Below are 23,221 nucleotides of genomic sequence, written 5' to 3' on the forward strand. Positions count from 1 at the left end.
TTAGGATAATCCCTTTGGCTTTATACTAACTTTCTTTATCTCCTTTCTTTAAAATTTGTTTTCTAAAACTTCAGTTTCAATTATTTGCACATCTTTTTCTTTAAAAAAAAAGATTTTGTTTTAAAACTTTTACAAAAACATCTCCTTGCTCCGTATTGTAAGTGATAGAATAATCAAACTCGCCAGCTTCAACCATCTTATCTTCATGATAAGAATTAGAATCATTTACAGCCTTTTTTAAAATCACATAAGACATACTCGGATAATTTAAAATAATTCTCTTTTTCTTTTTAATGTTTTCAAAGCTTTTAATGGAAGTTTCTTTTTCTTCTTTCTTTTCAAACACAGGAACAATTTCCATTTTTAAAAACTTTTCTTGATCTTTAATATCATTTACAGCAACCCAACCACTTTTATCATCAAACAAATAGTTATAATTAGTATTGTTTTTAATAGAACAAGCACTAAAAAAGATTGCACAAAATGCAAATAAAATTACCTTATGCTTCATTTCTCATCCTTTGTAATATGCTCTTTCCTAAAGACATAGCATTAGCACCTGTAACAGAAGCACCTGATTTCATAGCAGAATAAGCACCTTCTGCCATTTTAGAGCCTCCTTTTTGAGCATGCCCAAATAAATTTCCAAGAGTTTTTCCAGCAACAGAACTTATAGGATTACTTACCCTTGAAAACACACTTTGCATAGCAGAATCTAAAGCAACACTTCCTACTTTTTCAGCAAAAACCTTTGCTACAAAAACCATAGCAACTAATAAAACAGAGGAAAAAATCATTGATATTCCTATGAAAAATGAATCTGTATCAGCATTTGCGTATTGGCTTTGATATGTATTTACAAATTTATATATTTGTTTAGCAAAAACTTTAAAAAATAAGCTCATAAAAAGAACTAATAAGGTATTAGAAATAAGTAATGCAAGCCATTGAGTAAAAACATTTTTAGTGCTTTTATATAAAAGACAATAAAACATTAAAGGTGCAGCAATCACTAATATAGTTTGAGTAAAGGCAGTAGCATTAATCACTACTAAAGCAGGTAGCACAGCTATACCAAAACCTGTATAAATCATAGCTATACTAAATGCAGCAACTATAATGCTAAATCCACTAGCCTTAGCCCATATACTATCAGCTAAATTTCTAACTTCATTAAAAATAAAATCAATTTGCTTATACATACTAAGGCTTCCACCAGCCCACTCATGAAAGCCATCCATAGCATTAATAACTAAAGTAAGCCATCCGCCGATATTTAAAGCAAAAGTGATGATCATAGCCTTAGCAGCTAAATCCCACATTACTTCTTTAGTAGGACTTTGAGAACGACCAAATAAGATTTCATAACCCTTATACATAATAGTAATTACAAGGGTGATAGAAAAAAGCACAGCAAGTTGAGTCATTTTTTCACTCAATGCTGCATTTCTTACTACTTCTAAAATCACATGAGTAGCATTACCAAGCTCTGTAAAGAAATTACCTTGCATGGTAAGCCTTAAAAGAAAATATGAGATTATAAAAATTTATAAGATTAAAAATTTGGATATAATTTTTTGGGGTGTTTGCCACAAGGTTCGCACCCTTGTGGCGAAAATCTAAGCCCCTAAAGGAGCTAAGATGAATACCACTAAATTCATCATAGTTGTAATTATACTCCTTTGTATAATTATAGTCAAGGCTTTTTAGTCTTGCCTCACTTGTTGGGGTATGGTGGATTTTCCTTGTGGCTTTAAATCTAAAAATAGCTACTAATATAACTTTAACATTGTTAATCACTATGGTGTTTTAAGAAGTTTAAGAAGACTAAGATATAATACCCCGAAGGGTTAGCCGTAGGCTGCAACCCTATGGCTAAATTTAACCCTAGAAAGTAGGTGATTAAATTGAGTTATAACAAACTTATAATTGTAATTATACTCCTTTGTATAGTTACAGTCAAGGCTTATTAGCCTTGCCCCTATTTTAGGGGTATAAGTTTACCCTACGGCCTTTCTTAAACTTTCTTTATCTCCTTTCTTTAAAATTTGTTTTTATTTAAATTAATTTGGTTTTAAAATTAAGTTTTTGTAAAACTTGTGTTTTTCCGTTTTTAAATTTTTCTACTATTTCATATTCTATTAGTTCTATAAATTTAGAATTTTGTTTTTGTTCTATTTCCTTTATAGCGTTTGCTATCTTTTCCTTATAAGGTGTATCAGGAAGATCATAATGTTTTAGTTGTTTTATTTTTTCTATTTCTTTATTTTTAATGATTTGTTCCATTTGATTAAAAGCATTGATAAAAGCTATTTTAAATTGTAAAGCTTTTTTACCTGTAAAACCCATAGCTAAAAGCGTGAATGCATCACGAGTTAGATTATACATAGGCATTTTTCTATTAACAAGCTTACCATTCTTTGGATTCGTTGTTTTCGATATTTGCACGATCTCCCCAAAATTGGATACTTCGTTAGAAGCCCCTATTTCTCGCAATTCATTTAAAATATTTCTAATATCTCTTAAAAGATGATCATGTCTTTTCCCAAACACTTTAGCTATATCTAAACTTGTGCAAAAAATTTGCTCATCTTTGTTTTCAAAGATGACATCTATATTGTTAATATTAATAACACTACTCATTTTTCACTCCTATTTAGTCAAATAAGCCACTAGCTTTTGCTTTTTCTTCAGCTTGCTTCATAAGCTCGCCATAATCCAAAGGCTCTTTCCCCATTGATTCTGCAAACAGCTGTGCTGCTTGATCTTGTCTTATTCTTCTTTGATTTTCATAATGCATATTAGAAATTTCAAGATTAGTTTTAATGATTTCTAGTTTGGTTTTTTCTACATTAATCGCATTGTTAATGTCATTAGTTTCTTTAATATCTTTTGATTCTATAAGTCTTTGGTGTAGTTTTTCTAAAGACTTTGCTACGGTATTAACTTGGATAGAAGCTTGATTATAATGCTCCACTTGAGCTGCATAAGTAATCATATCCATTCTACATATTCTTTTTCGCTCTTCACTCAAATAACTAGCATTACAACGATCAAAAAGAGTGAATTTTCTAAATGTATCTTTGCTCTTATCGCTTAAAAAGCCTTGTGGATCTTGCAATACATCATCATAAAAAGATTGTATGTTTTGTCCAGCTTGTGCAAAATCTAAATAAATTTGTTTTGTGTCTCTCATAAAAGACACTGAATCTCTTGCACCTGTTTTAGACATAAGTTCATTTTGATAAGCTTGAATTTGTTGTTGATAGTGTTTAACCGTATCTTGCCATCTTGTAGCTTGTTTAGTCCACTCTGCAATTTCTTTTGCATTTTGGGTTGCCATTTGTGAATTTGCAGTCGCATCAACTACAGGAATACCAGCACTAAAAGCTAAGTTAGGCAAAATCAATAGGGAAGTAAGAATAAGAATAGATTTTTTAAATTTTTGGATATAATTTTTTGGGGTGTTTGCCACAAGGTTCGCACCCTTGTGGCTTAATTTGCACTCCGAAAGGAGGCGATTAAATTGAGTCATATAAATCTCATAGTTATTATTATACTTCTTTGTATGATAATAGTCAAGGCTTATTAGCCTTGCCCCATTTTTATGGGGATGAGATTTCCTTGTGGCTTTAAATCTAAAAATAGCTACTAATATAACTTTAACATTAATACCAGCACTAAAAGCTAAATTTGCAATACATAATGATGAAATTATGGAAAATAAAAATTTATTTTGTTTTTGGATATAATTATTTTTGGGGTTTGCCACAGGGCGGCAACCCTGTGGCTTAATCTTAACTCCAGAAAGGAGATATTTTAAGATAAAGTTCACACGCTTTATCTTAGTAGCAATTATACTACTTTTTATTTTTAATTTTTTACAGAAAACTTTAATATCATCAAACATCACTTCTTTACTCCTTATCTGATTAAAACTACTTTTATTTTTTTGTGTTATAATTTTTGCAACGATATTAGGGACTAATGTAGGTGAACTATCTTTATCGTTAGAAAAAAATTGTGTAACTGTGTTGAAATACCCGATTGCTTTTTTAAGTAGTCGGGTTTTTTTTTGCCTTATTTTGGCGGTAGGGGTGTGGAAGGGAATTTCAACACATAAAGGAAAAACAATGGAACTTTTAATAAGCACCATTGTGTCAGTTGCTTGCACTATGGCAATTTTCTTTAAAGAAGAGATAAAACTCTTTTTTAAACGAACATAGTCCAACAACACACAATTTTTTTCATGGGGAGAACGAAAGTTCTCTCTGCTTTTACTTAAACTTAATCTCATTGTTCTTCCTTATAAAATGTTTTAAGTTCATTGATTTTTTCTTCCAAAGTTTTGTTTTCTTGATTAAAGATATTTTCTATTTTTTCTATATAGCTTGTGCCTGTAGATAAAATTTTTAGGTTTTCTTTGCCTAAAGATGAAAGATCCAAAGAACAAACAACTGCTTCATCTTGTCTTTTAACAAGGAATTGTCGTTTATGTGGGGCAAAGTTTTTAACTATTAAAAATTCATCTTTGCTAAGACCTAGTCTTAAATACTCATCTTCTTTTGCTAAAGGGTTTGGTAAAAATATTTTTGTAGCAGATTGTTCAACTAAAGTATTTGCTATCTTTAGTTTTAAAAAGTCCTCTATACTTTGTGTAGCAAGTCTTAAAAAGCCATTTTGTTTTCTTATGGTTTTAAACTTGTTTTTTACTTCTTCTGCCACAATATCATTTTCTAACCACTTCCAAGCTTCATCAATATCTATACAAAGTCTTCTTCCATCTGCTAAATTCATAACACGCCAAAGAATAAAATAAGAGATTAATGCTGAAACATCTTTTTCATCTAAAAATTCAGTTCCATCAATACCAAATAAATTAATATCATCAGGAAAATCTAGGTTGTCATATTCATTATCAAACACCCAGCCAAATTGTTTTCCTTTTTGGAATAAAGACAATCTACTTTTTAAAGAGTTATTGTCATTAAAATCATCTGTAATATTTTCAAGAAGTAGAGAAATAGGATATTTTCTTTCAGAAATTTCAAATTGAAGCATTAGAGTATTTACAGCTTCATTGATTTGTTTTTCTTCTTTTGTATTAAGAATTTCGCCATTGCGTGTTACACATAGTTTTATTAGTTGTTTTAAAAATCTTAAATTTTCTTCATTAGTTTCAACCATAAAAGGATTAAACCCAGTAGGCTTACCATTTTTAATAGAAATATATCTACCGCCAGCACAAAGAATATTGCCTAAAGCTCCTTTATCTTTATCTAAAAATACAGCTGTAAATTTCTTTTTATCTTCAGGTATGTTTGCAGGGAAGCTATCTTTATTAGCATACTTTATCATTTGATTAATGATAAAATTCATAAACACGGTTTTACCACCACCACTTTGACCTAAAATCAAAGTATTAGCTAAATTCAAATCACCAAATTCATCTTTGTTTTTTCCATCGCTTTTGTGGAAATTTAAAAAATATGGTTGTTTATTTGGTGTTTTTAAAATAGTTACAGCATCGCCCCAGCAATTTTTTTCTTTTTTGCCCATTAAGAAATTATGTAATGCAACCAAAGATGAAAAATTTAAAGATGAAATCATATGAACTCTTGGGCGTATTGCAAAATTACTTGGAAATTGTGAAAAATAAGAAGCAGGTAGTGCAATATTTGCTAATGTTGAAGTAAAGCCTAAACTATTTAATGAAGTTATTACTTTATTAGTATTTTTCTTGCATTCATCAATGCTATCACCAAAAACACAAATACTAAAATGATAATTTCCAAAACTTATAACATTACTAATTAAATCATCTAATGCTAAATTTAATTGCTCTATCTGACTTACGCCATCATCTTCACTTGAAATTAGTTGATTAATTTGTTTGTTTAATGCTGATCTTGAATCATATTTTGATAAAGGAACAAAAGTTTGAGTGATAGTATAATCTACATCAAGATACATTAAAGAATCTAAAATACCTGAAAAAGTTTCATTAGAATAATCTTTAATTTCAATAATTCTAGCAAATCTTTTTGTATCATCATTGTAGTTTAGCTGAATCATATCGTGATTAAATTGAATATTTTTTAAAGTTCCTGTTAGATATTGATATATCGGAGTATCACAAACTACAACAGGATTAAATTTTCCACCTATTAAATAATTATAAAATTCTAATTGCTCGGAATATTTAATATTATTCTTTTTATATACACTTAATATTTTTGGTTTAAAATCTTTAATGTTAGCTTCAAGTTTTCCTAAGTATTCTTGGAATTTAAGAACAAAATTTGAAATTTCTTTTGCTTTTGATTTGTAATTTAATTTATTGAAAGTCTTTAGATCAATATTAGATTTTAAAGGCTTATAGACCAAAGTTAAATAAAGCGAATTTTGCTGAAAACTTTTTTTATCAAAACTCTTATGGTATTTTTCATCAATTTCCTTTAAAAAAGAATTTTCAAAATGAGAATCTAAAAATTCATGTAATTTAAATCTTACATTATGAAAATAAAAAGCAATAGGTTCATTAGAAAATGACATTATCATCATATTTAAAAGATTTTTTTTAAAAATTAAATTCTCATCTGACTCACACTCAAATTCTATACCCTCAATAAAAAATGTGCTAATTAGCATATGTTCTTTTGTAATGACAATACTATCTGTAAGTAAAGAGCTATAAGGAATTAATTTCTCTAAACTTGGTTCAGCATGAAGTGGAAATATAGATAATTTTGGAAAATCATTATTAGTTGGCAATCGTTTATAGCTTACGCTATTAAAAGTTTTAGCTTTATGGTATTTTCTACTCAAAAAATTACTAATAAATTTAGTTTTTAAAAAAAACAATCTAAACATTTGCTCATCTTTCTTAGTCATTACTTTCATAATAAAATAAGAAATAACTCCAAAAATTAAAAGGAAAAATTGTTGCGTATAAACAGCTATTAAGATAAATCCTAAAAGGTTCATTATGAAAGGCACTAAAGGCACTCCAAAAAGGAGTGCAGGGCGTGTTAATCCTTTAAAGAGCGGATCAAAATAGTTATTCATAAACTTTTAACCCACCAAAAGAGCAGCCAAAGAAGAAGCAGAACCTATAACAACACCACCAATTACCACTGGTAAAACTTCAGTCCATTGTTGTTTTAATATTGCCATTCTATAACCTGCAATACCAAAAGCTATTGTAATAGCAATAATAGAAACACCAAACAAAGCTGCTTCTATATCTTGTGCCAAAGTATTGACTTTATCAATACCGCCTGCAGCAAAAGCTAAATTTACAGCTAATGCTATTAATAGTATTTTTTTAAACATTTAAAGAAATCCTTTCATTAAAAAATAACGAACGATAAATTTAGCTCTTATATTAAATATAAAGGTATTATTTAATTTTAATTTTTTATTAAAATTAAATGTGTAATAAACATTTTTTTTGATTTTGGATTAAAAAGGAGTAAATTTGGCAACTAAAAAATCAGATTTGTATAAAAAAATTATAAAAGTAAGAAGTAAAATTAAACAAAACTTAAAACCTAAATCACGATTATATTTGAATCTAAAATTTCAGAGAAGAATATATGAGTAAAAAATATCCTTATTTTCTTTCAAATAAAATTTATTTTCATCCTATGATCTTATGGACTAACATTAAATGTAAAAATTGCAACGAGAATAAATATATTGAATATACAGAAGATGAAGCATATAAAAAAGTTATCTGTCCAAAATGCAAAATGATGATTGATGTAGAGAAAGGAAAAAGCAACAAATGAAAGAATTAGATTATTATAACTTTTTAGAAGAAGCAGATTGGAAAAACACAATTAGGATAAATTATTAATAATATCGTTAACTATATCCTTATATTTTTTTAATAATTCACTATTATTATTTGATGCTCCTATGTCTTTAAATTCTTTTTCGCGTATTTCTTTTAATTTTTTAAAATCTAATTCATATATTATATTTCCACTATTTTTAAGTAAATAGTAATCTTTAATAATTGATTTATACGAATCTAAAGCACCTCTTTTAAAATGATTAATAGCACGCTTTATATTTGATTCTTCAGTATTGCCATAAAAAATTGAAACAAGATGTGAGATAGCATTATGAAATTCTATAAGTGATTGTTTGATTATTTTATTGTTATCCAATTTATCCGACGGAACACTTACTAATATTTTATTTATTTCTTCAAAAACTTTCTTATCATTAGTATAATATTGTTGTCGGTCTATTAAATTTTTTTTATAAATAAGCAAAAGTTGTTCAGAATTTAATTTATTTCTCCATTCTGAATATTTTATAACTGCATTTAGAAATTCTGAAAAAAACTTGCTAATGTCTGGATTTTTCAATATAACACTATATGAAGAATGTTGTTTTTTGTTCCATATATCAAGCCTAAAATTTCGATTTATATCGCAATAATCTTTAAATTCTCTCTTTAACTTTATTTTTGCTTCTTCTATTTCTTTTAAAATTTCTAAATCTTTTTCATCTTGTTTTTGTGCTACAAGTGAAAAATAACCAAAGAAGCTAATTATAAGCTTTCTATTCCTGCCTTCACATATGGATGCAGTAGAATCAATTTCCAAAAATGAACCATATATTTTATAAAAAAAATCATCTACCATTCTCTAAAATTTTTTGCTCCGATACCACATTCATCTAAAAAGTTATCAAATTCTTCATCTGTCATCATTGATGCTTTCTTTCTTTCACTTTCAAAGTATACATCCCCAGTAGATTCTAAACCGCTATCGGCAATCCCACTTTGCATTATTTCAAACAAAAAAGTATTATCTTGCTTTTCTATGCTTACACCAATCCTTAATTCTTTCATATTTTCGAGTCTTCTTCTTGTCTTTAAAATCTTTTGTAAAGAGAATATTATAAAGTAAAATAAATAAAAAGTATATTAATTAATTAATTAATTATATTTTATTAAAAAATTACATTATAAATGAAATAACAAGCCTCATTACAATATTAATACACAAGCAATAGAACATATCAAATAAATATCTTTTACATTTTTTATATATATTTTTATACTATGTATTTAATATTTTTATGATATAATTATGATATATAATAAATATCATAAGGATAAGTATGATTATATCCATCTGTAATGAAAAAGGCGGAAGTGGCAAAAGCACATTAGCTGTAAATTTAGCAATTAAGGCGGCTGAGAGTAAAAAGGTTTTATTGTGTGATAGCGATCCACAAAAATCTGTTATGACTTTTGTCAATATTAGAATGGAAGAAGGTATTAATAGAACATTCTCTGTTGTATCTAAAGTTGGCGAATCTTTAAAAGATTTTATACAAAAAGAAAAAAACAAAAATGAGTATGATTTAATTATTATTGATACTGGTGGTAGAGACTCAAAAGAAATGAGAATAGCATTAGGTTTTTCAGATGTTGTAATCATTCCTACAATCCCAAGTCAATTTGATGTTAGTGTTTTAGATAAAATGTTTACAATTATTAAAATGGCAAAGGAATTAAATAGAGATCTACAAACATTTGTTTTAATCAATAAAAGCTCTCCAAATCCTTTTTTAAATAAAAAGATTGAAGATTTAAGAGCCTATATTAAAGAGCAAGAAGATGACAATATTAAACTTTTAGATAATATTATCTGTGAAAGAGAAAAATATAAAACTTGCATTCAAATGGGTTTAGGAATTAGTGAAACAGAAATTAATTCCAACAATAAAGCTTTAGAAGAATTTAATACTTTCTATAATGAATTAACAAATAAAATCAAAGGATAATAAAATGGCATTTAAAAAAAATACAAATGTAAATTTAGATAGTTTTATCGAAGGAGCTACAGGAGAAACTTCAGCACAAAAAACCCCTACACAATTTGGAAGAATCAAAAGAGATAAAAAGCTTCTTGTAGGTTTTACAAGTGAAGAATATGAAAGATTATCAAGTATGGCAGAACAAATGGGCATGGATAAAGGTGCTTTTATAAGATTTAAGGTGTTAAATAACTAAAAGATATTTTAAAAATATAATTTTGATATGTATATAATATATAAAAAATATTATATACATATTGTAATGATACATACTATTAAAAAATAATACTTCAAACAATTTTAGATATAATTGCATAATGGTAATAGCATATGTAAGAATTAGTACAGCAAAACAAGACTCAGAAGTCCAAAAACTCCAAATATATGAATATTGTATAAAAAACAAAATTAATATTGATGAAGTTATGGAAGTTGAAATGAGTTCAAGAAAAAGTTTAGAAAAAAGGCGTATGAATGAATTAAAAGATAAACTCAATGAAGGTGATTTATTAATTTGCACAGAACTTTCAAGATTAGGAAGAAGTATGCTTGAAGTTATTACATTAATATTGGAACTTTCTGAAAAGGGTGTACAATTTGTTTTTTTACGACAACCTGAATTAAGTTCATTTAACAATCCTTCTCAAAAATTACTCCTTTCTTTCTACGCTTATGTTTCAGAAACAGAGAGAGACTTTATCTCACAAAGAACAAAAGCAGGACTTGCTAATGCACGCAAAAATGGAAAAAATATAGGTCGTCCTACAAATAGTTTTAATAGTATGTATGATAAAGATGAAGATCTAATAAAAGAGCTTATATCTAAAAAAATAACCTTACGCAATATTTGGAAATTTTTAGGCGAAAAAGGAACTTACAATAACTTTCATTATTTTTGCAAAAGAAGAAAATTGACATAATATATCATACTAATTTATAAATAATATTATATGGATATGTAAAAAATATCTATATAATATTTAAATTATATGTAATTAATATATATTTAATCAAATAATGTTATACTTCTAAAATTCAATTTTAATATTCTTTGTATAAAATGTTATTTCCCAAAAACAAAACATTTTCTTAAAAGGATATTCTTACATGGCAAAGAAGAAAAAATTGAATGATGATCAACCTAGTCTATTCTATTTTATAGAAGAGGAATTAATTATTACAGATGAAAGGAAAGAGAATGAGCAACAGAATGGAAAATTATCCAAATATGAAAATATTGGAAAAGAGTTTAAACAAGATAGCATTTTTACAGCTTCAACAGGCTTGGATAGACAAAAAAATCCCTCAATACAGCTTAATAATACTGGAGAGATGGACACAAATTTATCCAAATACAATCAAAAATATGGGAATGTCGGAATTAATAACATTGGCACTACCACAAGCACAAATGGAACTAGCAATCTTGGAAAGCAAAGAAGCGGACAAGAAGAGATCTCAGGGCTTAACAGATATGGAAATATTGATGGAGAAACAAATAAATCTCAATCATTATATAGAGATAGAACCACAAATTTATTCTCCTTTATTTCAAGAGATGATGATGAAGGACAAACAACAAAATCAAGAGAAAACAATCAACGATCAGTATTGGAGCTTACAACAGGATATGATGGATATGAAGGAAGAAGTTTCAAATCTGGACAAAAATTAGATTTTGCAAGTGATGATGAAGTCTATCTTGGCTCTTTGAAAGATAGATTTCAAAAAAATCTTCAAGCTATTAAACTTTCAAAAACTATCGAACAAGAAAATCGCTATGCTACTAAACAAGAGCAAGAAATTTTAAATAAATTCTCAGGATGGGGTGGAATTCCTCAAGCTTTTGATTTTCAAAATAAAGAATGGGAAAAAGAATTTAAAGAACTTATTAACACACTTGATTATGCAGAATATGAAAAAGCAAAAACCTCTACTTTAGATGCTTTTTACACTCCAAAAATTATCATTGATACGATTTATCAAGGACTTAATCAGCTAGGATTTAATAACGATAATCACACCAAAGAAATATTTGAACCGAGTGCTGGCATAGGCTCTTTTTTATCGTATGCTAAAAATTATAGTGATAAATATCGTTTTACTTGTATCGAACTTGACACTATGAGTTCAAATATATTAAAGAAACTATATCCTAATCAAACAATCTATAACAAGGCATTTCAACACCATTTATTTGATAAACCATATGATGCTTTTATAGGCAATCCGCCCTTTGGTCAAAAAAAGATTATTGATCCAAATAATCCTACTTTAAATAAAACTAGCGTTCATAATTATTTTATTGGTAATGCTATTAAAAATTTAAAAGAAGATGGGATTGCAGCATTTGTAGTATCAAGTTATTTTTTAGATTCTAAAAATAGCACAATAAGAAATTATATAGCCGAACAAGCAACATTCTTGGGTGCTGTAAGATTACCAAATAATGCTTTCAAAAAACGAGCTAATACAGAAGTTACTACCGATATCATCTTTTTCAAAAAAGGAAAAGATTTAAATATAAACAATTCGTGGTTAGAAAGCGTAGAATATTATGATAATCGTTTTGCTGAAGCTGAAAAAAGAGGTATGCATACTGATGTTTTTAATGATTTTAGAATAAATGAATATTTTAAAAAAAATCCTCAAAATATCTTAGGTAAAATGGATATCAAAAGCTCTCAATATGGGAAAGACTTAGTATGTTTAGATGATGGAAGAAATTTAAAAGAGGCTTTAGAAAACTTTGTAAAAAGCCTACCAAAAGATATCTACAAATACCAAGAAACAAAAATTAAATTATCTTATTATAGAATTGATAAAGAATCTCCTGAATATCAAAACTATAGTAATGCTTTAAATAAATTAAAAGATGGTAATTATTTCAAATACAAAAATGAAATCTATATGAGAATTAGAAATGATGAAGAAATAGTTTTCTCAAAACCTGTTTTAAATGAACATGATAAAAGAAGAATAAGAAAACTTATAGATATTAGAGATCAATTCAACACTCTTATTGAGTATGAAAAAAATCAATCTAGCGAGCTTTTAGTAGAAAACCAAAGAAAATACCTAAATAAACTATATGATGATTTTGTAGCCAAAGAAGGTTACCTAAATAGAGATGCAAATAAAAAAGCTTTCAAAGAAGATGTGGAAGCAAATAAAATTTTAGCATTAGAAAAAAATTATAGTAGTGGTATTTCTAAAAATGTAGCACTAAAAGAAGGTATTGATCCTATAGAACCAAGTGCAACAAAAGCTGATATTTTTTTTAAAAGAACTATAAATGCACGCAAAGAAATGAAAATTTCTACCCCTCAAGAAGCATTAGTAGCTAGTATTAATGAATGTGGAAGAATTGATTTAAAATTTTTAGAAAATAATTTAGATCAACCTATAGAAAAAACCATAGAGGTTTTAGAAAATGAAGGAATGATTTTTAAAGATCATAATAACCCTACTAATTATGTATTAGCAGAAAAATATCTTTCAGGCAATGTTAAGGCAAAATATAATGAGGTTAAGAAATTAGTAGATGATGGTTTGAATGATTTTGCTAATAATTTAGAAAGCTTGGAAAAAGTTTTACCTAAAGATCTAAAAGCTGTTGATATATCAGTTGCTCTTGGAACAACTTGGATACCTATAAAGTATTATAAAGAATTTATAGAAAAAACTTTACAAATTGATTCTAAAAATTATGATTTATTCTTGATAAATAAAACTGGTGAATGGAATCTTAAAGGTAATAATTACGCATTAAATTCTTATGTTAGATCACAATATGCAACTGAAAGAATAGGGTGTTTTGATTTATTTGAACACGCTTTATTAAGAAAGCCGATTCGTATTTATGATAAAAAAGAAAATGCTGATGGAAAAGAAATAAGAGAGCTTAATGCAAAAGAGACAGCAATTGCTAATGCAAAATTAGAAAATATTAAAAATGAATTTGTTGAGTGGATTTATCAAGATTATGATAGGCGTACAGATCTTGAAAATATTTATAATGAAAAATTTAACACCAACATAGAACCACAATACAACGGAGAAAAATTAGAATTACCAAATTTTAATGCTAACATAAAATTGAAAAAACACCAAAAGGATGCTATATATAGATCTATTCAAGAAAATAACATTATTTTTGATCATCAAGTAGGTGCAGGAAAAACCTTAGTAGCAATTTGCTCTGTGATGGAGCAAAAAAGAATGGGACTTTTAAACAAACCATTAATTGTAGTTCCTAATCATTTAGCAAGACAATGGAATGATGAATTTTATCACGCTTATGCAAACGCAAATATTTTAGTTGCCACAAATGATGATCTAAAAAAAGATAATAGAGAAAGATTTTTTTCAAAAATAGCTACAAACAATTTTGATGCTGTTATTATGACACATTCGCAATTTAAATTGATACCTGCCCCTTATGAGACTATTAAAAAACAATATCAAGAAGATATTCTTATTTTGGAAGAAACCTTAAACAGAAAGCAAAAAGATGATAATGCGATGAGATATTCTGTTAAAGAATTAGAAAAACGCATTGAAAATTTTAAAGCAAAATTGGAAGATTTACAAAAATCACACAAAAAATCTAAAGCGATAGATTTTTCAGAATTGGGTATTGATGCGTTAATTGTCGATGAAGCACATGAGTTTAAAAATTTACTTATTACAACTTCTATGGGAAATATAAGTGGTCTTGGAAATTTAAAAGGTTCTCAAAAAGCATATGATTTATACTGCAAAACACAATTTCTACACGAGCAAAATAAAAAAGTTTATTTTTTAACAGGAACACCTATAAGCAATTCAATCACAGAACTTTATACTTTGCAAAGATATATCCAACCAAATATATTAAAAGAAAAAGAAATAGAGGCTTTTGATTCTTGGGCTTCTATTTTTGGAGAAATTACAAATGCTTGGGAGCTTGATAGTTCTGGAATAAATTATAAAATAGTGGCAAGATTTAATAAATTCAAAAATGTTCCTGAATTATCAACAATGTATAAAAGCATAGCTGATATCGTAACAAATAATGATATTATGAAATATCAAAAAGATTTTGTTCCAAAGCTATATAATGATAAACCTATTAATGTGGTTGCACCAAGAAGTGATGAAATAGCAGAATTTATAGGAATTCAAGATGAAAACGGCTCGTGGAATGAAGGGTCTATTGTATGGAGAATGGAACACCAACAAGAAGATATTATAAGAAATAATTTACTTGCTTGTACTACAGACGCTCGAAAAGCTGGACTTGATTTTAGATTAATTAATCCTCAAGCCAAAGACTATTCAAATTCTAAAATAAATAAGCTAGTGGAAAATGTTTATAATGAATATTTATCATGGAATGAAGATAAAGGCACTCAATTGATATTTTGTGATTTATCAACTCCAAAACAGCATTCACAAAAAGTTATTTTAAACAATACCACACCAACTAATTTATTAGAAAAAAGCGAAGATGAATTTATCAATATAAATGATGTTATAGAACAATCAGAAGATGATAATAATAAAACCTTAGATGAGCTTTTAGCAGAGCAATCAAAATTTGATGTTTATACTGATATTTTAAAAAAACTTGTTGCAAAAGGTATTCCACAAAATGAAATTCGCTTCATTCACGATGCAAAAACAGATTTACAAAAAGGACAACTTTTTTCGGATATGAATTCAGGAAAAGCTAGAATTTTAATTGGCTCAACACAAAAAATGGGTGCAGGAACAAATGTACAAAAAAGAATTGTAGCTTTACATCATTTAGATTGTCCGTGGCGTCCAAGTGATTTAGAACAAAGAAGTGGAAGGGTTATTAGACAAGGAAATGAGCTTTTCATGAGAGATCCACAAAACTTTCGAGTAAAAGAATTTAGATACGCAACTGAAAGAACTTATGATGCTAGAATGTGGCAAGTTATCGAAAGTAAAGCACGCTCTATAGAACAATTTAGAAAAGCAGGTGCTGATGTAAGAACGCTTGATGATATTACAAGTGGTGCTGCCGATGCAGCAGAAATGAAAGCAGAAGCTACTGGAAATCCACTTATTTTATTACAAGTGCAATTAAGTAGCGATTTAAGACAAGAAGAAATGCTTTATAGTGGCTATAAAAGGCAAATTCATAACAATGAAGAAAGCCTTAGATCTAATATATCTAAAATTGAATTTTTGGAAAAAGAAACAAAAAAATATAATATACTCCAAGACATTATCCAAAAAAACAAAAGTGATAATTTTCAAGGAAAATGTTTTATTTATAATGAAAACAATGAAGAAAGCACAAAAGATTTTTGTATCATTAAAGATGATGCTTCAGAACTAAATAAAACAAGACAAAAAGAACTTGAAATGTTTTTTGATAAAACCATTAAAACTATTGCACACGATTATCAGAAAGAATATAAAATTTTTGAATATCAAGGACTAATAATTAGTGGAGAAAAAATTGATCTAAACACTTTAAATTTTTATGTATCTACCCCTGATAAAAAGATATTCATTGAACCTGATAATTTAATTTACAAACGCGATGAAAATACTTTTTTCAATTTAGAAAATTATGTAAATTTTACTGGATTTATAAAAAGAATAAATAATTTTTATAACAATCTTAGTAAATTTAGTGATGTGAATTTAAAAAACATAGAAAAATTAAAAAACGATGTTGAAGAATTGAAGTTAATAACAGGTGAAAATACTCCTGAATATAAAAGAAAAGAGTATTATGAAGCGTTAAAAGAGGATAATGTTATTATAATGCAGGAAATAGAAAAAATGAGTCAGCAGAAAGACTATAAAAGCCCTTTTATTCCAAAGTCTAATGCTATTTTGGAAAAATTAAATAACGTACAAGTAAAACAAGAAAATAAAATATTACTTAAGTAATATTTTAAAGTTTTGCATTACTTTAAAGTTTATATTAATAATTTTTATTATACAATTTAAAACATAAGAGTTTTGGTAGTAACCTTAAATATTTTTGATAGCGTTTATGGCAAACCCTTAACTATATGAACCGCATGATATGAAAATATCTAAGCGGTTCAATTCTTCTTAAAGTTTTAAAATGTTAAAAAAAGTAGCAATATTAGTGGATGGTGATTTTTTTATAAGACGCCATAAATTTTATTTTAAAAAATTTAAAAAATATAATCAATATAAGCCTTCTCCCGAGGAATTAGCAAAAGCTTTACACAACCATTGTTTAAAACATATTGATAAAAATAAAGAAGAATTATATCGCATTTTCTTTTATGATTGTAAACCTTTAAACAATAAAGCTCATAATCCGAAATCTAATAAAAGTATAGATTTTTCTACAACTGAAATTTATAAAGAAAGAATAGAATTGCATAAATGTTTAATCTCTAAACCTTGCCTTGCATTAAGATTGGGTTATCTTGATGAAAAGAGTGCTACTTGGATTATTAAAGATGAAAAAAAGCATAAGAAACTATTGAGTGGAAAAATAACAATAGAAGATCTTAGTGATGATGATTATAAGTATTATGCAAAACAAAAAGGGTGTTGATATGAAAATAGGTATTGACATAGCAACTCTAGCTTTAAAAAAACTAGTCCAAAAAATAGTCTTAATTTCTGGTGATAGTGATTTTGTTCCTGCATCAAAATTAGCGAGAACAGAAGGTGTTCTTTTTACTCTTGATCCTATGGGAAAACATATTAAAGAAAATTTAGAAGAACATATTGATTATTTAAAAACTACCTTACCTTATTTTAAAAATAAAGCTTTTTTGATAAAATAATTTTTCTAAAGAATATAATATTATGAATGAAGTAGATGTTCTAAAAAGTATTACTGAGCAATTAACAAAACGGAAAAAAGCAGCAGCTTTAAACAATTATGAAGTGCTTTGCAATAATATTAAATATGTAAATAATATTTTTAATGATGGAATAATTGTTTTAATATCTTTACAGAAAAAATTAGATGAAATACACAAGAATGATGAGTTTATATCTGATGAATTTAAAAATAACTCAAGTAAATATTTTTATTTTAAAATGATTATTCCCCGTATTTTACTTAATAATATTAATATAATTCAGAAATTTGAATATTATACCAAACCAGATAATAGAACCAATATAACAATAGAAACAATAAAGAAATTAGAAAAAGATTTTTTTGATTATAATAATCTAGTAACTTCAGCACGTCAACTTATTGACAGCTTGATAGCTGATGCTTATCAATTTACATTGTTAGATCCTAAAGAAATAAATTTCCAAGTTTTAACTTCATTGGATAGTTTTAGTAAATATGCAACAAGATCTATCTTAGAAAGTCTTTTTAACTCTAATATTAGAACATGTTTAGACGAATTTAGAAAACTCAATCATAAAAAACGTGTTAAGGGAGAAGCATCTCCATTTACAAAATGCAATAAAAAAACTTTTGGAGAAAAAGTAGATTATTTATTTAATTGTTTAAATCTAACAAATGATAATAATCTCAAAGAAGAAATTAAAAATTTATTTAGCTTTTCTTCAGAATTTACACACATAGGATACATATCAACTTTTTTTACAAGCTCTAATACAACAGATGTAGTTTTTGGAGATGATCTTGGTCCATATCTTTTAAGTACAGAGAATTTTAATGAACTAAAATATGAAATATTAGTAACAACAATAAAATTATTTGCAAAAATCTATTTACCTTCCATAAAAAATATGCTAGAAAAATTATTGGAACAAAATATTTTTAAAGAATATCAGAGTTTAATCGACACCACTATTTTAAATATTATAAATGGATTAAACACAAGAAACAATGAGTATTATTTTTTCATAATTAAAGGACTTATTGGCTCAAATGAAACAATTGAATTACCTTGCAAATGCAATAATGTTACTCATTGGTATCCTCCTCATAAACAAACAAATGCTTATTGTAAAAAGTGTGGCAGTCGATTTAGTTTTTTTGAAATTCATGGTAATGCAGAATATATTCTAACAACAGAAGGTCCAGTTAAAGTTATAGGTTCAAAAACTCAAAATATATAAATATTGTAAAAAATAAAAAGTTAATACTGATGAAATTACATAAGTTGAAATTCTTAAAACAAAAGATCGTTAAAAAGATACTCTAGGTCCAATTTAACTAGACTTAGAATATTAAATTAATATCATTTTTTTCTATTCTTCTATTTTCTCTATCTTTTAAAGTAGATTTAATGATATTTATACATTTTTCAAAAAATTTACCATATCTTTCTTTATCATCTTCCCTCAAATCGAATAAATCAAAAAGCATGTAAGATGTTTGTCCGCGATCTAAAATATTTTTTGGATAATACTTTAAAGATAAAAGTTTTCTGTAATCATCTTCATTAAATTCTAAGCAAGAAATTTTATACTTGAATTTTTGATAAAATTCATATAAATCACAAAGATCGCTACATTCCCTAGCTTCCATTATAAAATTACTTCCTACACAAAAATAAGTTTGATATAAACCAAATTCATTATTTCGATTTATTACAATTATTCTAGTATGATCAAGATTATTTTTAGAAGTTACAATATAAATTCTATCAAATTCTTCAGCCTCTTTTATAAATTGCGAATTAAAATTTGACTTAATAAAATTATTTGCAAATGGAGAGCCTTCCCCTGTCAATAGCCAATGATAATTGATTTTAAATGTTAATGCAAATTTTTCTAAAAAATCAAAATCTGGATACATTTTAAAATTTAAAATTTGATTGATTTTTGCATAATTACTCTCACCCATTGCTCTTGAACAAGTTATTTCACTTAATTTTAACTCATTAAAGATATGATTAATTCTATTAATTAAATCATAATGATCTTTTGAAAAAACATTATTCATCATGTTTTCTCCTAAATTATATGAGTTTAGTGAAGCAAACCCATCCTGAAAATTCTTAATTATACTTCTCAGCTTATGATTTTCAAGCATTAATTCTAAGGCTACTTTAGCTGTTTTGGATATCCGCGAACTATCACTCCAAGAATCTATTGTGGTTTTTGATAATCCTAATTTTTCAGCCAATTCTGTCCTACTCATCCCCAAAGTGTTACAAACTTCTTTAAACATAGAAATTCCTTTTAGTGAACAATTTTTATAATTAAAGCATAATAAAATAAAAAAAATAAGTATAACATATTACATAATATTTTATATTTTTTATGTAATATAAAATATTATCAATTCTCTTATAAATTATCCATCTCTTTCAATCTCATTATTCCTAGAATTTGTCCATCGCAAGCTACTATCGGTTCGTTCTCGCTTTCCTTGCTGTAGCTGATTGAGTGCATTGATGTGCATAGGCATTTGAGCTCCTTTTCGCTCATGAACCACAGACTGTTCGGACAATATTCGCATAGAGTCTCTTTCTTTGGCAGATTCTCTTGGGATATTTGATTTATTACTGGACTCTTGTAAGATTCTCTGTCTATATTGTTCTGTATAATCTCTCTCATTGTTTTCCTTTATAGTATATTTTGGATTATTTTTTTCATCTGATTGCAATGGTTTTAGCTCTTTTTCTCTACCTAAAACAGAAGCGTCCCAAACAGATTTTTTTGCCATTTTGGTTACTTCAAAAGTCTTTCCATTTGCTTTAATTTTTTTCTTAATTTGATATGTTTCTTGTCCTATAATTTTAAACTTTGCATATTCCCCTTTTAAAATTTTATTTTCTTTGATAACTCTTTCAAGATCATTACTCCATATTACAGCTATACCTTTTTTTGTTCTATATTTCACATAAAAACTATCTTTAGCTTTCTCATCAAGACTAAATTTATATTTTGCTTTTCCATAATCTAAAACTTGATAATAATGCATTTTAGTTTGTTCTTTATTTTTTTCAAGTTTATAAGATACTTCTTCATTGTTTTTTGAACGAATAGTTGCTTTTGCTTCCACACCTAAATTGTTTAATGCTTTAGCAAAAGATAATCTCAAATTCATTAAATCTGATTTTTTTGGATTAATTCTTTTTCCATTTTTATCTGCAACTTTTAAACAAACATGACAATGTGGATTGTCAGTATCATCATGAAAAGCAACTGCAAAAAAATTATCTGGATACATTTTTTTTAATGTCATTAAAACAGCTTTTTTCATTTTTTCTGGGGGTGCATTTTTATAATCTTGCATAGAAAAAACCATATTAATAGTATGTCTTTTTTCTTTTTTTTCTTGTCCAAATCTAGGAATAGGAGCGCCCTCATTTTCATAAATTTTTTTTAAAATTTTTAACTCATCTTTTCCTTTTAATATATCAAAATCACTTGTAATTATTTCTACTGTTCCTTCTCTTGAAATATAATCTAAATGTTTGCAAACTGCTTGCAAATTTTTCGAGCCTGATGTAATTTTTACAACGACTTCAGTGTTTTTTCTAAAAACTTTATTTGTTTTATTTGATATATTTTTTTTAATAAAATTATATGTAGATTTAGATCCAACTTCTATTTTAGTATAAACTCTTTTTGCTATGATCTCATCATCAAAAATTTTAAATCTTGACATTAAATTCTTTCATTATTTTTAAGAATAATTTTTTCTAATTCTTTGGATAATTTTTCAATATTTATTGAAATATCCTCAAAAGATTTTTCTAAATTTTTTTCATTTATTCTCACACTTTTTCCGCTTCTTAAAATTTTTAAAAGCTGATATATATTCCTTCCGATTGTGTTTATTTCTGTTCTTGCTAATATAAATTCATCGATATAATTTTTATCAAAAAATTTATCTTTATAAATATGATTTAAAGTTAAAATTCTTATTTGTTTTGTTGCAGTTCCATTTCCATTTTTCTTTGCAAAATCTGAAAATATTTTATATTCATCTTCGGTAAGTTTAAATCTAATTTCTTTTTTTGGTTCATTATTTTGATAATTTATTTTATCTATGGTGTTTATATTTTCTTTTTCATTATCATAAATATTTTTTAAAATTGTATTTATTATTTTACTGAAGGAAACTTTCATTTCTTTTTTTAGTCTAACAAGATAAGAATAACTTTTTTCATCAAAGTAAATATTAGTTTTTTTCATAAAAATTACAACACCTTTTATTGAGCCTCGCAGAGAATATTTTGCTATTTACTAAAAAAATGGTGTCATTTTTTGGAGTAAATAGCTATCCTGCTATTGATACATTTTTTACACCTGTATTTTAGTCAATTTATCTTTACATAAAAATTAATATTTTCAATATTTATGATATAATTAATATATAAATCACAAGGAGTAAGATGAAAAAAGATAGCAAAGAAATAGAATTACTCAAACAAGAGTATAAAGAAAAAATCCAAAAAGCAAAACAAAAAGAAAAAGAGAGAAAAGAGAAGCTTTGTAAGAAGATAGGCTCTGAAATTATCTCTTTGTTAGATAAAGATGATTTTAGAAATTTATTTTTTGATTATATTCAAAAAAATAATTTAGAAAAGATAAAATCATTATGTAGTGAAGTTGATGATTTTTTTAATATCAACTATACCAACAATAAGGAGGATAAAAGCAACTAAAAAATACAAACAATTTTTACAATAATCCAAAAAAACAAAACCAAAAAACAAAATTATTGAGGATGAAAAATGGAAAACATAGATATACAAGAAAATGAAAATAAAAACATAACATTTGAAAATATAAAAGTAAAAGTTATTGATAATTCATCATTATGTGAAGAATATCAAGAGTGTGTTTTTAATGGAACTTATGACAATACATCAAATCCTAAAGAGATCGAATCTCTTTTTAATACTTTAAAAACTTTTGATTCTTGTGAAAAGCTAAAACGAATGGAAAAATTATCTTTTTCAAAACAAGAAATTGCATTTGAAATTATCACTGATGATTTAAAAATACCGCTAAAGGTAAGATTGGGTGATGGACATTTTGAGAAGGGTTTAGATGAGTTAATTAAACTAGGTAGTCAAAATATTGATGCTAGTATTAACAAAAGAATCAATCCAAAAATAAAAGAAAATTTTGACAAAATATTATCTCCGCTTAAAGCTGAAAATTTTCAAAATATTCTAAATGGAACTTTTGAAGCAATTAAAGAAGTTGGAGTTTTATCAAATGCAAATGAATTTTCTAATTTTGTTTCAGAATTTTTAAAAGCTTACAAGGAAACTCAACAAACATCTGAAAGTAATAAAACCATAGATAATTCAAAAGATAAGAAAAAAGATAAAAACTATTTTTTTAAAAAAGTTGATGAGTTTTTTCAAAAAAAGCTTAATTCTCGTGAAAGGGAACATGTTCGGACTAACGAAAAATCTTTTTCTAAGTCACTATAAAATTTAAAAGGATTATCGATGTATTATAATAG

At 26.5% G+C, this 23,221-nt stretch carries 20 protein-coding genes and 1 pseudogene; 9 read left to right on the forward strand and 12 right to left on the reverse strand.

All coding sequences use genetic code 11. From position 1 onward, the window contains the following. Positions 1-100 precede the first annotated feature (100 nt). The 7 genes from CAMP5063_RS06695 to CAMP5063_RS06725 all read right to left on the reverse strand — a co-directional run bounded on the left by CAMP5063_RS06695 (position 101) and on the right by CAMP5063_RS06725 (position 7,335). Positions 101-511, reverse strand: coding sequence for a hypothetical protein (locus tag CAMP5063_RS06695; protein WP_337195046.1), 411 nt, complete (start codon positions 509-511; stop codon positions 101-103). After that, a complete protein-coding gene (locus tag CAMP5063_RS06700; protein WP_257928965.1) occupies positions 501-1,511 on the reverse strand; it encodes a type IV secretion system protein in 1,011 nt (336 codons plus the stop codon). The genes CAMP5063_RS06695 and CAMP5063_RS06700 overlap by 11 nt, the downstream gene beginning before the upstream one ends. Continuing rightward, entirely contained in the window at positions 1,501-1,800 is a 300-nt protein-coding gene (locus CAMP5063_RS06705; protein WP_337195047.1) for a hypothetical protein, read from the reverse strand. The genes CAMP5063_RS06700 and CAMP5063_RS06705 overlap by 11 nt, the downstream gene beginning before the upstream one ends. A gap of 258 nt (positions 1,801-2,058) precedes the next feature. Beyond that, positions 2,059-2,643, reverse strand: coding sequence for a Rha family transcriptional regulator (locus tag CAMP5063_RS06710; protein WP_257928966.1), 585 nt, complete (start codon positions 2,641-2,643; stop codon positions 2,059-2,061). Between the two features lie 13 nt (positions 2,644-2,656). Beyond that, positions 2,657-4,297: a type IV secretion system protein gene (locus tag CAMP5063_RS06715; RefSeq protein ID WP_257928967.1), complete on the reverse strand. Its 1,641-nt coding sequence runs from the start codon at positions 4,295-4,297 to the stop codon at positions 2,657-2,659. Beyond that, complete coding sequence (locus tag CAMP5063_RS06720; protein WP_257928968.1) at positions 4,294-7,068, reverse strand: VirB4 family type IV secretion/conjugal transfer ATPase; 2,775 nt, start codon at positions 7,066-7,068, stop codon at positions 4,294-4,296. The genes CAMP5063_RS06715 and CAMP5063_RS06720 overlap by 4 nt, the downstream gene beginning before the upstream one ends. 6 nt (positions 7,069-7,074) lie before the next feature. Beyond that, positions 7,075-7,335 carry a TrbC/VirB2 family protein gene (locus CAMP5063_RS06725; RefSeq protein WP_139454236.1) on the reverse strand — a complete coding sequence of 87 codons (261 nt, stop codon included), beginning with the start codon at positions 7,333-7,335 and terminating at the stop codon, positions 7,075-7,077. Positions 7,336-7,598: 263 nt separating this feature from the next. Here CAMP5063_RS06725 and CAMP5063_RS06730 point away from each other — a divergent pair, with 263 nt between their 5' ends. Next, positions 7,599-7,793 (forward strand): hypothetical protein, encoded by a 195-nt coding sequence (locus CAMP5063_RS06730; protein ID WP_337195048.1) that lies wholly within the window; start codon positions 7,599-7,601, stop codon positions 7,791-7,793. A 51-nt stretch (positions 7,794-7,844) separates the two neighbouring features. On the opposite strand, the gene CAMP5063_RS06735 is transcribed toward CAMP5063_RS06730, so the two are convergent. Then, positions 7,845-8,660, reverse strand: coding sequence for a hypothetical protein (locus CAMP5063_RS06735; RefSeq protein WP_337195049.1), 816 nt, complete (start codon positions 8,658-8,660; stop codon positions 7,845-7,847). Then, positions 8,654-8,869, reverse strand: coding sequence for a hypothetical protein (locus CAMP5063_RS06740; protein ID WP_337195050.1), 216 nt, complete (start codon positions 8,867-8,869; stop codon positions 8,654-8,656). The genes CAMP5063_RS06735 and CAMP5063_RS06740 overlap by 7 nt, the downstream gene beginning before the upstream one ends. A gap of 272 nt (positions 8,870-9,141) precedes the next feature. Here CAMP5063_RS06740 and CAMP5063_RS06745 point away from each other — a divergent pair, with 272 nt between their 5' ends. From CAMP5063_RS06745 to CAMP5063_RS06770, 6 genes and pseudogenes are all read left to right on the forward strand, one after another. After that, positions 9,142-9,810: an AAA family ATPase gene (locus tag CAMP5063_RS06745; protein WP_195670666.1), complete on the forward strand. Its 669-nt coding sequence runs from the start codon at positions 9,142-9,144 to the stop codon at positions 9,808-9,810. Positions 9,811-9,814: 4 nt separating this feature from the next. Further along, positions 9,815-10,039 (forward strand): hypothetical protein, encoded by a 225-nt coding sequence (locus CAMP5063_RS06750; RefSeq protein ID WP_337195051.1) that lies wholly within the window; start codon positions 9,815-9,817, stop codon positions 10,037-10,039. 121 nt (positions 10,040-10,160) lie between these two features. Further along, positions 10,161-10,763: a site-specific recombinase/resolvase gene (locus CAMP5063_RS06755; RefSeq protein ID WP_012662252.1), complete on the forward strand. Its 603-nt coding sequence runs from the start codon at positions 10,161-10,163 to the stop codon at positions 10,761-10,763. A gap of 187 nt (positions 10,764-10,950) precedes the next feature. Further along, entirely contained in the window at positions 10,951-16,758 is a 5,808-nt protein-coding gene (locus tag CAMP5063_RS06760; RefSeq protein ID WP_337195052.1) for an SNF2-related protein, read from the forward strand. 181 nt (positions 16,759-16,939) lie between these two features. Further along, a pseudogene (locus tag CAMP5063_RS06765) lies at positions 16,940-17,639 on the forward strand (NYN domain-containing protein). Positions 17,640-17,661: 22 nt separating this feature from the next. Then, the gene (locus tag CAMP5063_RS06770) at positions 17,662-18,903 is read left to right on the forward strand and encodes a hypothetical protein (RefSeq protein WP_337195053.1); all 1,242 of its coding nucleotides are present in this window, start codon (positions 17,662-17,664) and stop codon (positions 18,901-18,903) included. Between the two features lie 103 nt (positions 18,904-19,006). Here the strand turns inward: CAMP5063_RS06770 and CAMP5063_RS06775 are convergent, their stop codons facing one another. The 3 genes from CAMP5063_RS06775 to CAMP5063_RS06785 all read right to left on the reverse strand — a co-directional run bounded on the left by CAMP5063_RS06775 (position 19,007) and on the right by CAMP5063_RS06785 (position 21,936). After that, complete coding sequence (locus CAMP5063_RS06775; protein ID WP_337195054.1) at positions 19,007-19,960, reverse strand: helix-turn-helix domain-containing protein; 954 nt, start codon at positions 19,958-19,960, stop codon at positions 19,007-19,009. Between the two features lie 126 nt (positions 19,961-20,086). Further along, positions 20,087-21,406: a MobP1 family relaxase gene (mobP1, locus tag CAMP5063_RS06780; RefSeq protein ID WP_337195055.1), complete on the reverse strand. Its 1,320-nt coding sequence runs from the start codon at positions 21,404-21,406 to the stop codon at positions 20,087-20,089. Next, a complete protein-coding gene (locus CAMP5063_RS06785) occupies positions 21,406-21,936 on the reverse strand; it encodes a hypothetical protein (RefSeq protein ID WP_257911298.1) in 531 nt (176 codons plus the stop codon). Before CAMP5063_RS06785 ends, mobP1 begins: the two co-directional genes overlap by 1 nt. Before the next feature lie 200 nt (positions 21,937-22,136). Here CAMP5063_RS06785 and CAMP5063_RS06790 point away from each other — a divergent pair, with 200 nt between their 5' ends. Both CAMP5063_RS06790 and CAMP5063_RS06795 read left to right on the forward strand, forming a co-directional pair. Beyond that, positions 22,137-22,409 (forward strand): hypothetical protein, encoded by a 273-nt coding sequence (locus CAMP5063_RS06790; RefSeq protein WP_044599609.1) that lies wholly within the window; start codon positions 22,137-22,139, stop codon positions 22,407-22,409. Between the two features lie 69 nt (positions 22,410-22,478). Further along, on the forward strand, positions 22,479-23,189 hold the full coding sequence (locus CAMP5063_RS06795; protein WP_012662288.1) for a hypothetical protein: 711 nt from the start codon (positions 22,479-22,481) through the stop codon (positions 23,187-23,189). The last annotated feature ends 32 nt before the right edge of the window (positions 23,190-23,221 follow it).

The sequence above is a fragment of the Campylobacter sp. RM5063 genome, assembly GCF_024723655.1.
GTDB classification, from domain to species: domain Bacteria; phylum Campylobacterota; class Campylobacteria; order Campylobacterales; family Campylobacteraceae; genus Campylobacter_D; species Campylobacter_D lari_D.

Coding starts and splice junctions, on each gene's coding strand:
- CAMP5063_RS06695 (WP_337195046.1), bottom strand. CDS start 511: ATGAAGCATAAGGTAATTTTATTTGCATTTTGTGCAATCTTTTTTAGT.
- CAMP5063_RS06700 (WP_257928965.1), bottom strand. CDS start 1,511: ATGCAAGGTAATTTCTTTACAGAGCTTGGTAATGCTACTCATGTGATT.
- CAMP5063_RS06710 (WP_257928966.1), bottom strand. CDS start 2,643: ATGAGTAGTGTTATTAATATTAACAATATAGATGTCATCTTTGAAAAC.
- CAMP5063_RS06715 (WP_257928967.1), bottom strand. CDS start 4,297: ATGAGATTAAGTTTAAGTAAAAGCAGAGAGAACTTTCGTTCTCCCCAT.
- CAMP5063_RS06720 (WP_257928968.1), bottom strand. CDS start 7,068: ATGAATAACTATTTTGATCCGCTCTTTAAAGGATTAACACGCCCTGCA.
- CAMP5063_RS06725 (WP_139454236.1), bottom strand. CDS start 7,335: ATGTTTAAAAAAATACTATTAATAGCATTAGCTGTAAATTTAGCTTTT.
- CAMP5063_RS06730 (WP_337195048.1), top strand. CDS start 7,599: ATGAGTAAAAAATATCCTTATTTTCTTTCAAATAAAATTTATTTTCAT.
- CAMP5063_RS06735 (WP_337195049.1), bottom strand. CDS start 8,660: ATGGTAGATGATTTTTTTTATAAAATATATGGTTCATTTTTGGAAATT.
- CAMP5063_RS06740 (WP_337195050.1), bottom strand. CDS start 8,869: ATGAAAGAATTAAGGATTGGTGTAAGCATAGAAAAGCAAGATAATACT.
- CAMP5063_RS06745 (WP_195670666.1), top strand. CDS start 9,142: ATGATTATATCCATCTGTAATGAAAAAGGCGGAAGTGGCAAAAGCACA.
- CAMP5063_RS06750 (WP_337195051.1), top strand. CDS start 9,815: ATGGCATTTAAAAAAAATACAAATGTAAATTTAGATAGTTTTATCGAA.
- CAMP5063_RS06755 (WP_012662252.1), top strand. CDS start 10,161: ATGGTAATAGCATATGTAAGAATTAGTACAGCAAAACAAGACTCAGAA.
- CAMP5063_RS06760 (WP_337195052.1), top strand. CDS start 10,951: ATGGCAAAGAAGAAAAAATTGAATGATGATCAACCTAGTCTATTCTAT.
- CAMP5063_RS06770 (WP_337195053.1), top strand. CDS start 17,662: ATGAATGAAGTAGATGTTCTAAAAAGTATTACTGAGCAATTAACAAAA.
- CAMP5063_RS06775 (WP_337195054.1), bottom strand. CDS start 19,960: ATGTTTAAAGAAGTTTGTAACACTTTGGGGATGAGTAGGACAGAATTG.
- mobP1 (WP_337195055.1), bottom strand. CDS start 21,406: ATGTCAAGATTTAAAATTTTTGATGATGAGATCATAGCAAAAAGAGTT.
- CAMP5063_RS06785 (WP_257911298.1), bottom strand. CDS start 21,936: ATGAAAAAAACTAATATTTACTTTGATGAAAAAAGTTATTCTTATCTT.
- CAMP5063_RS06790 (WP_044599609.1), top strand. CDS start 22,137: ATGAAAAAAGATAGCAAAGAAATAGAATTACTCAAACAAGAGTATAAA.
- CAMP5063_RS06795 (WP_012662288.1), top strand. CDS start 22,479: ATGGAAAACATAGATATACAAGAAAATGAAAATAAAAACATAACATTT.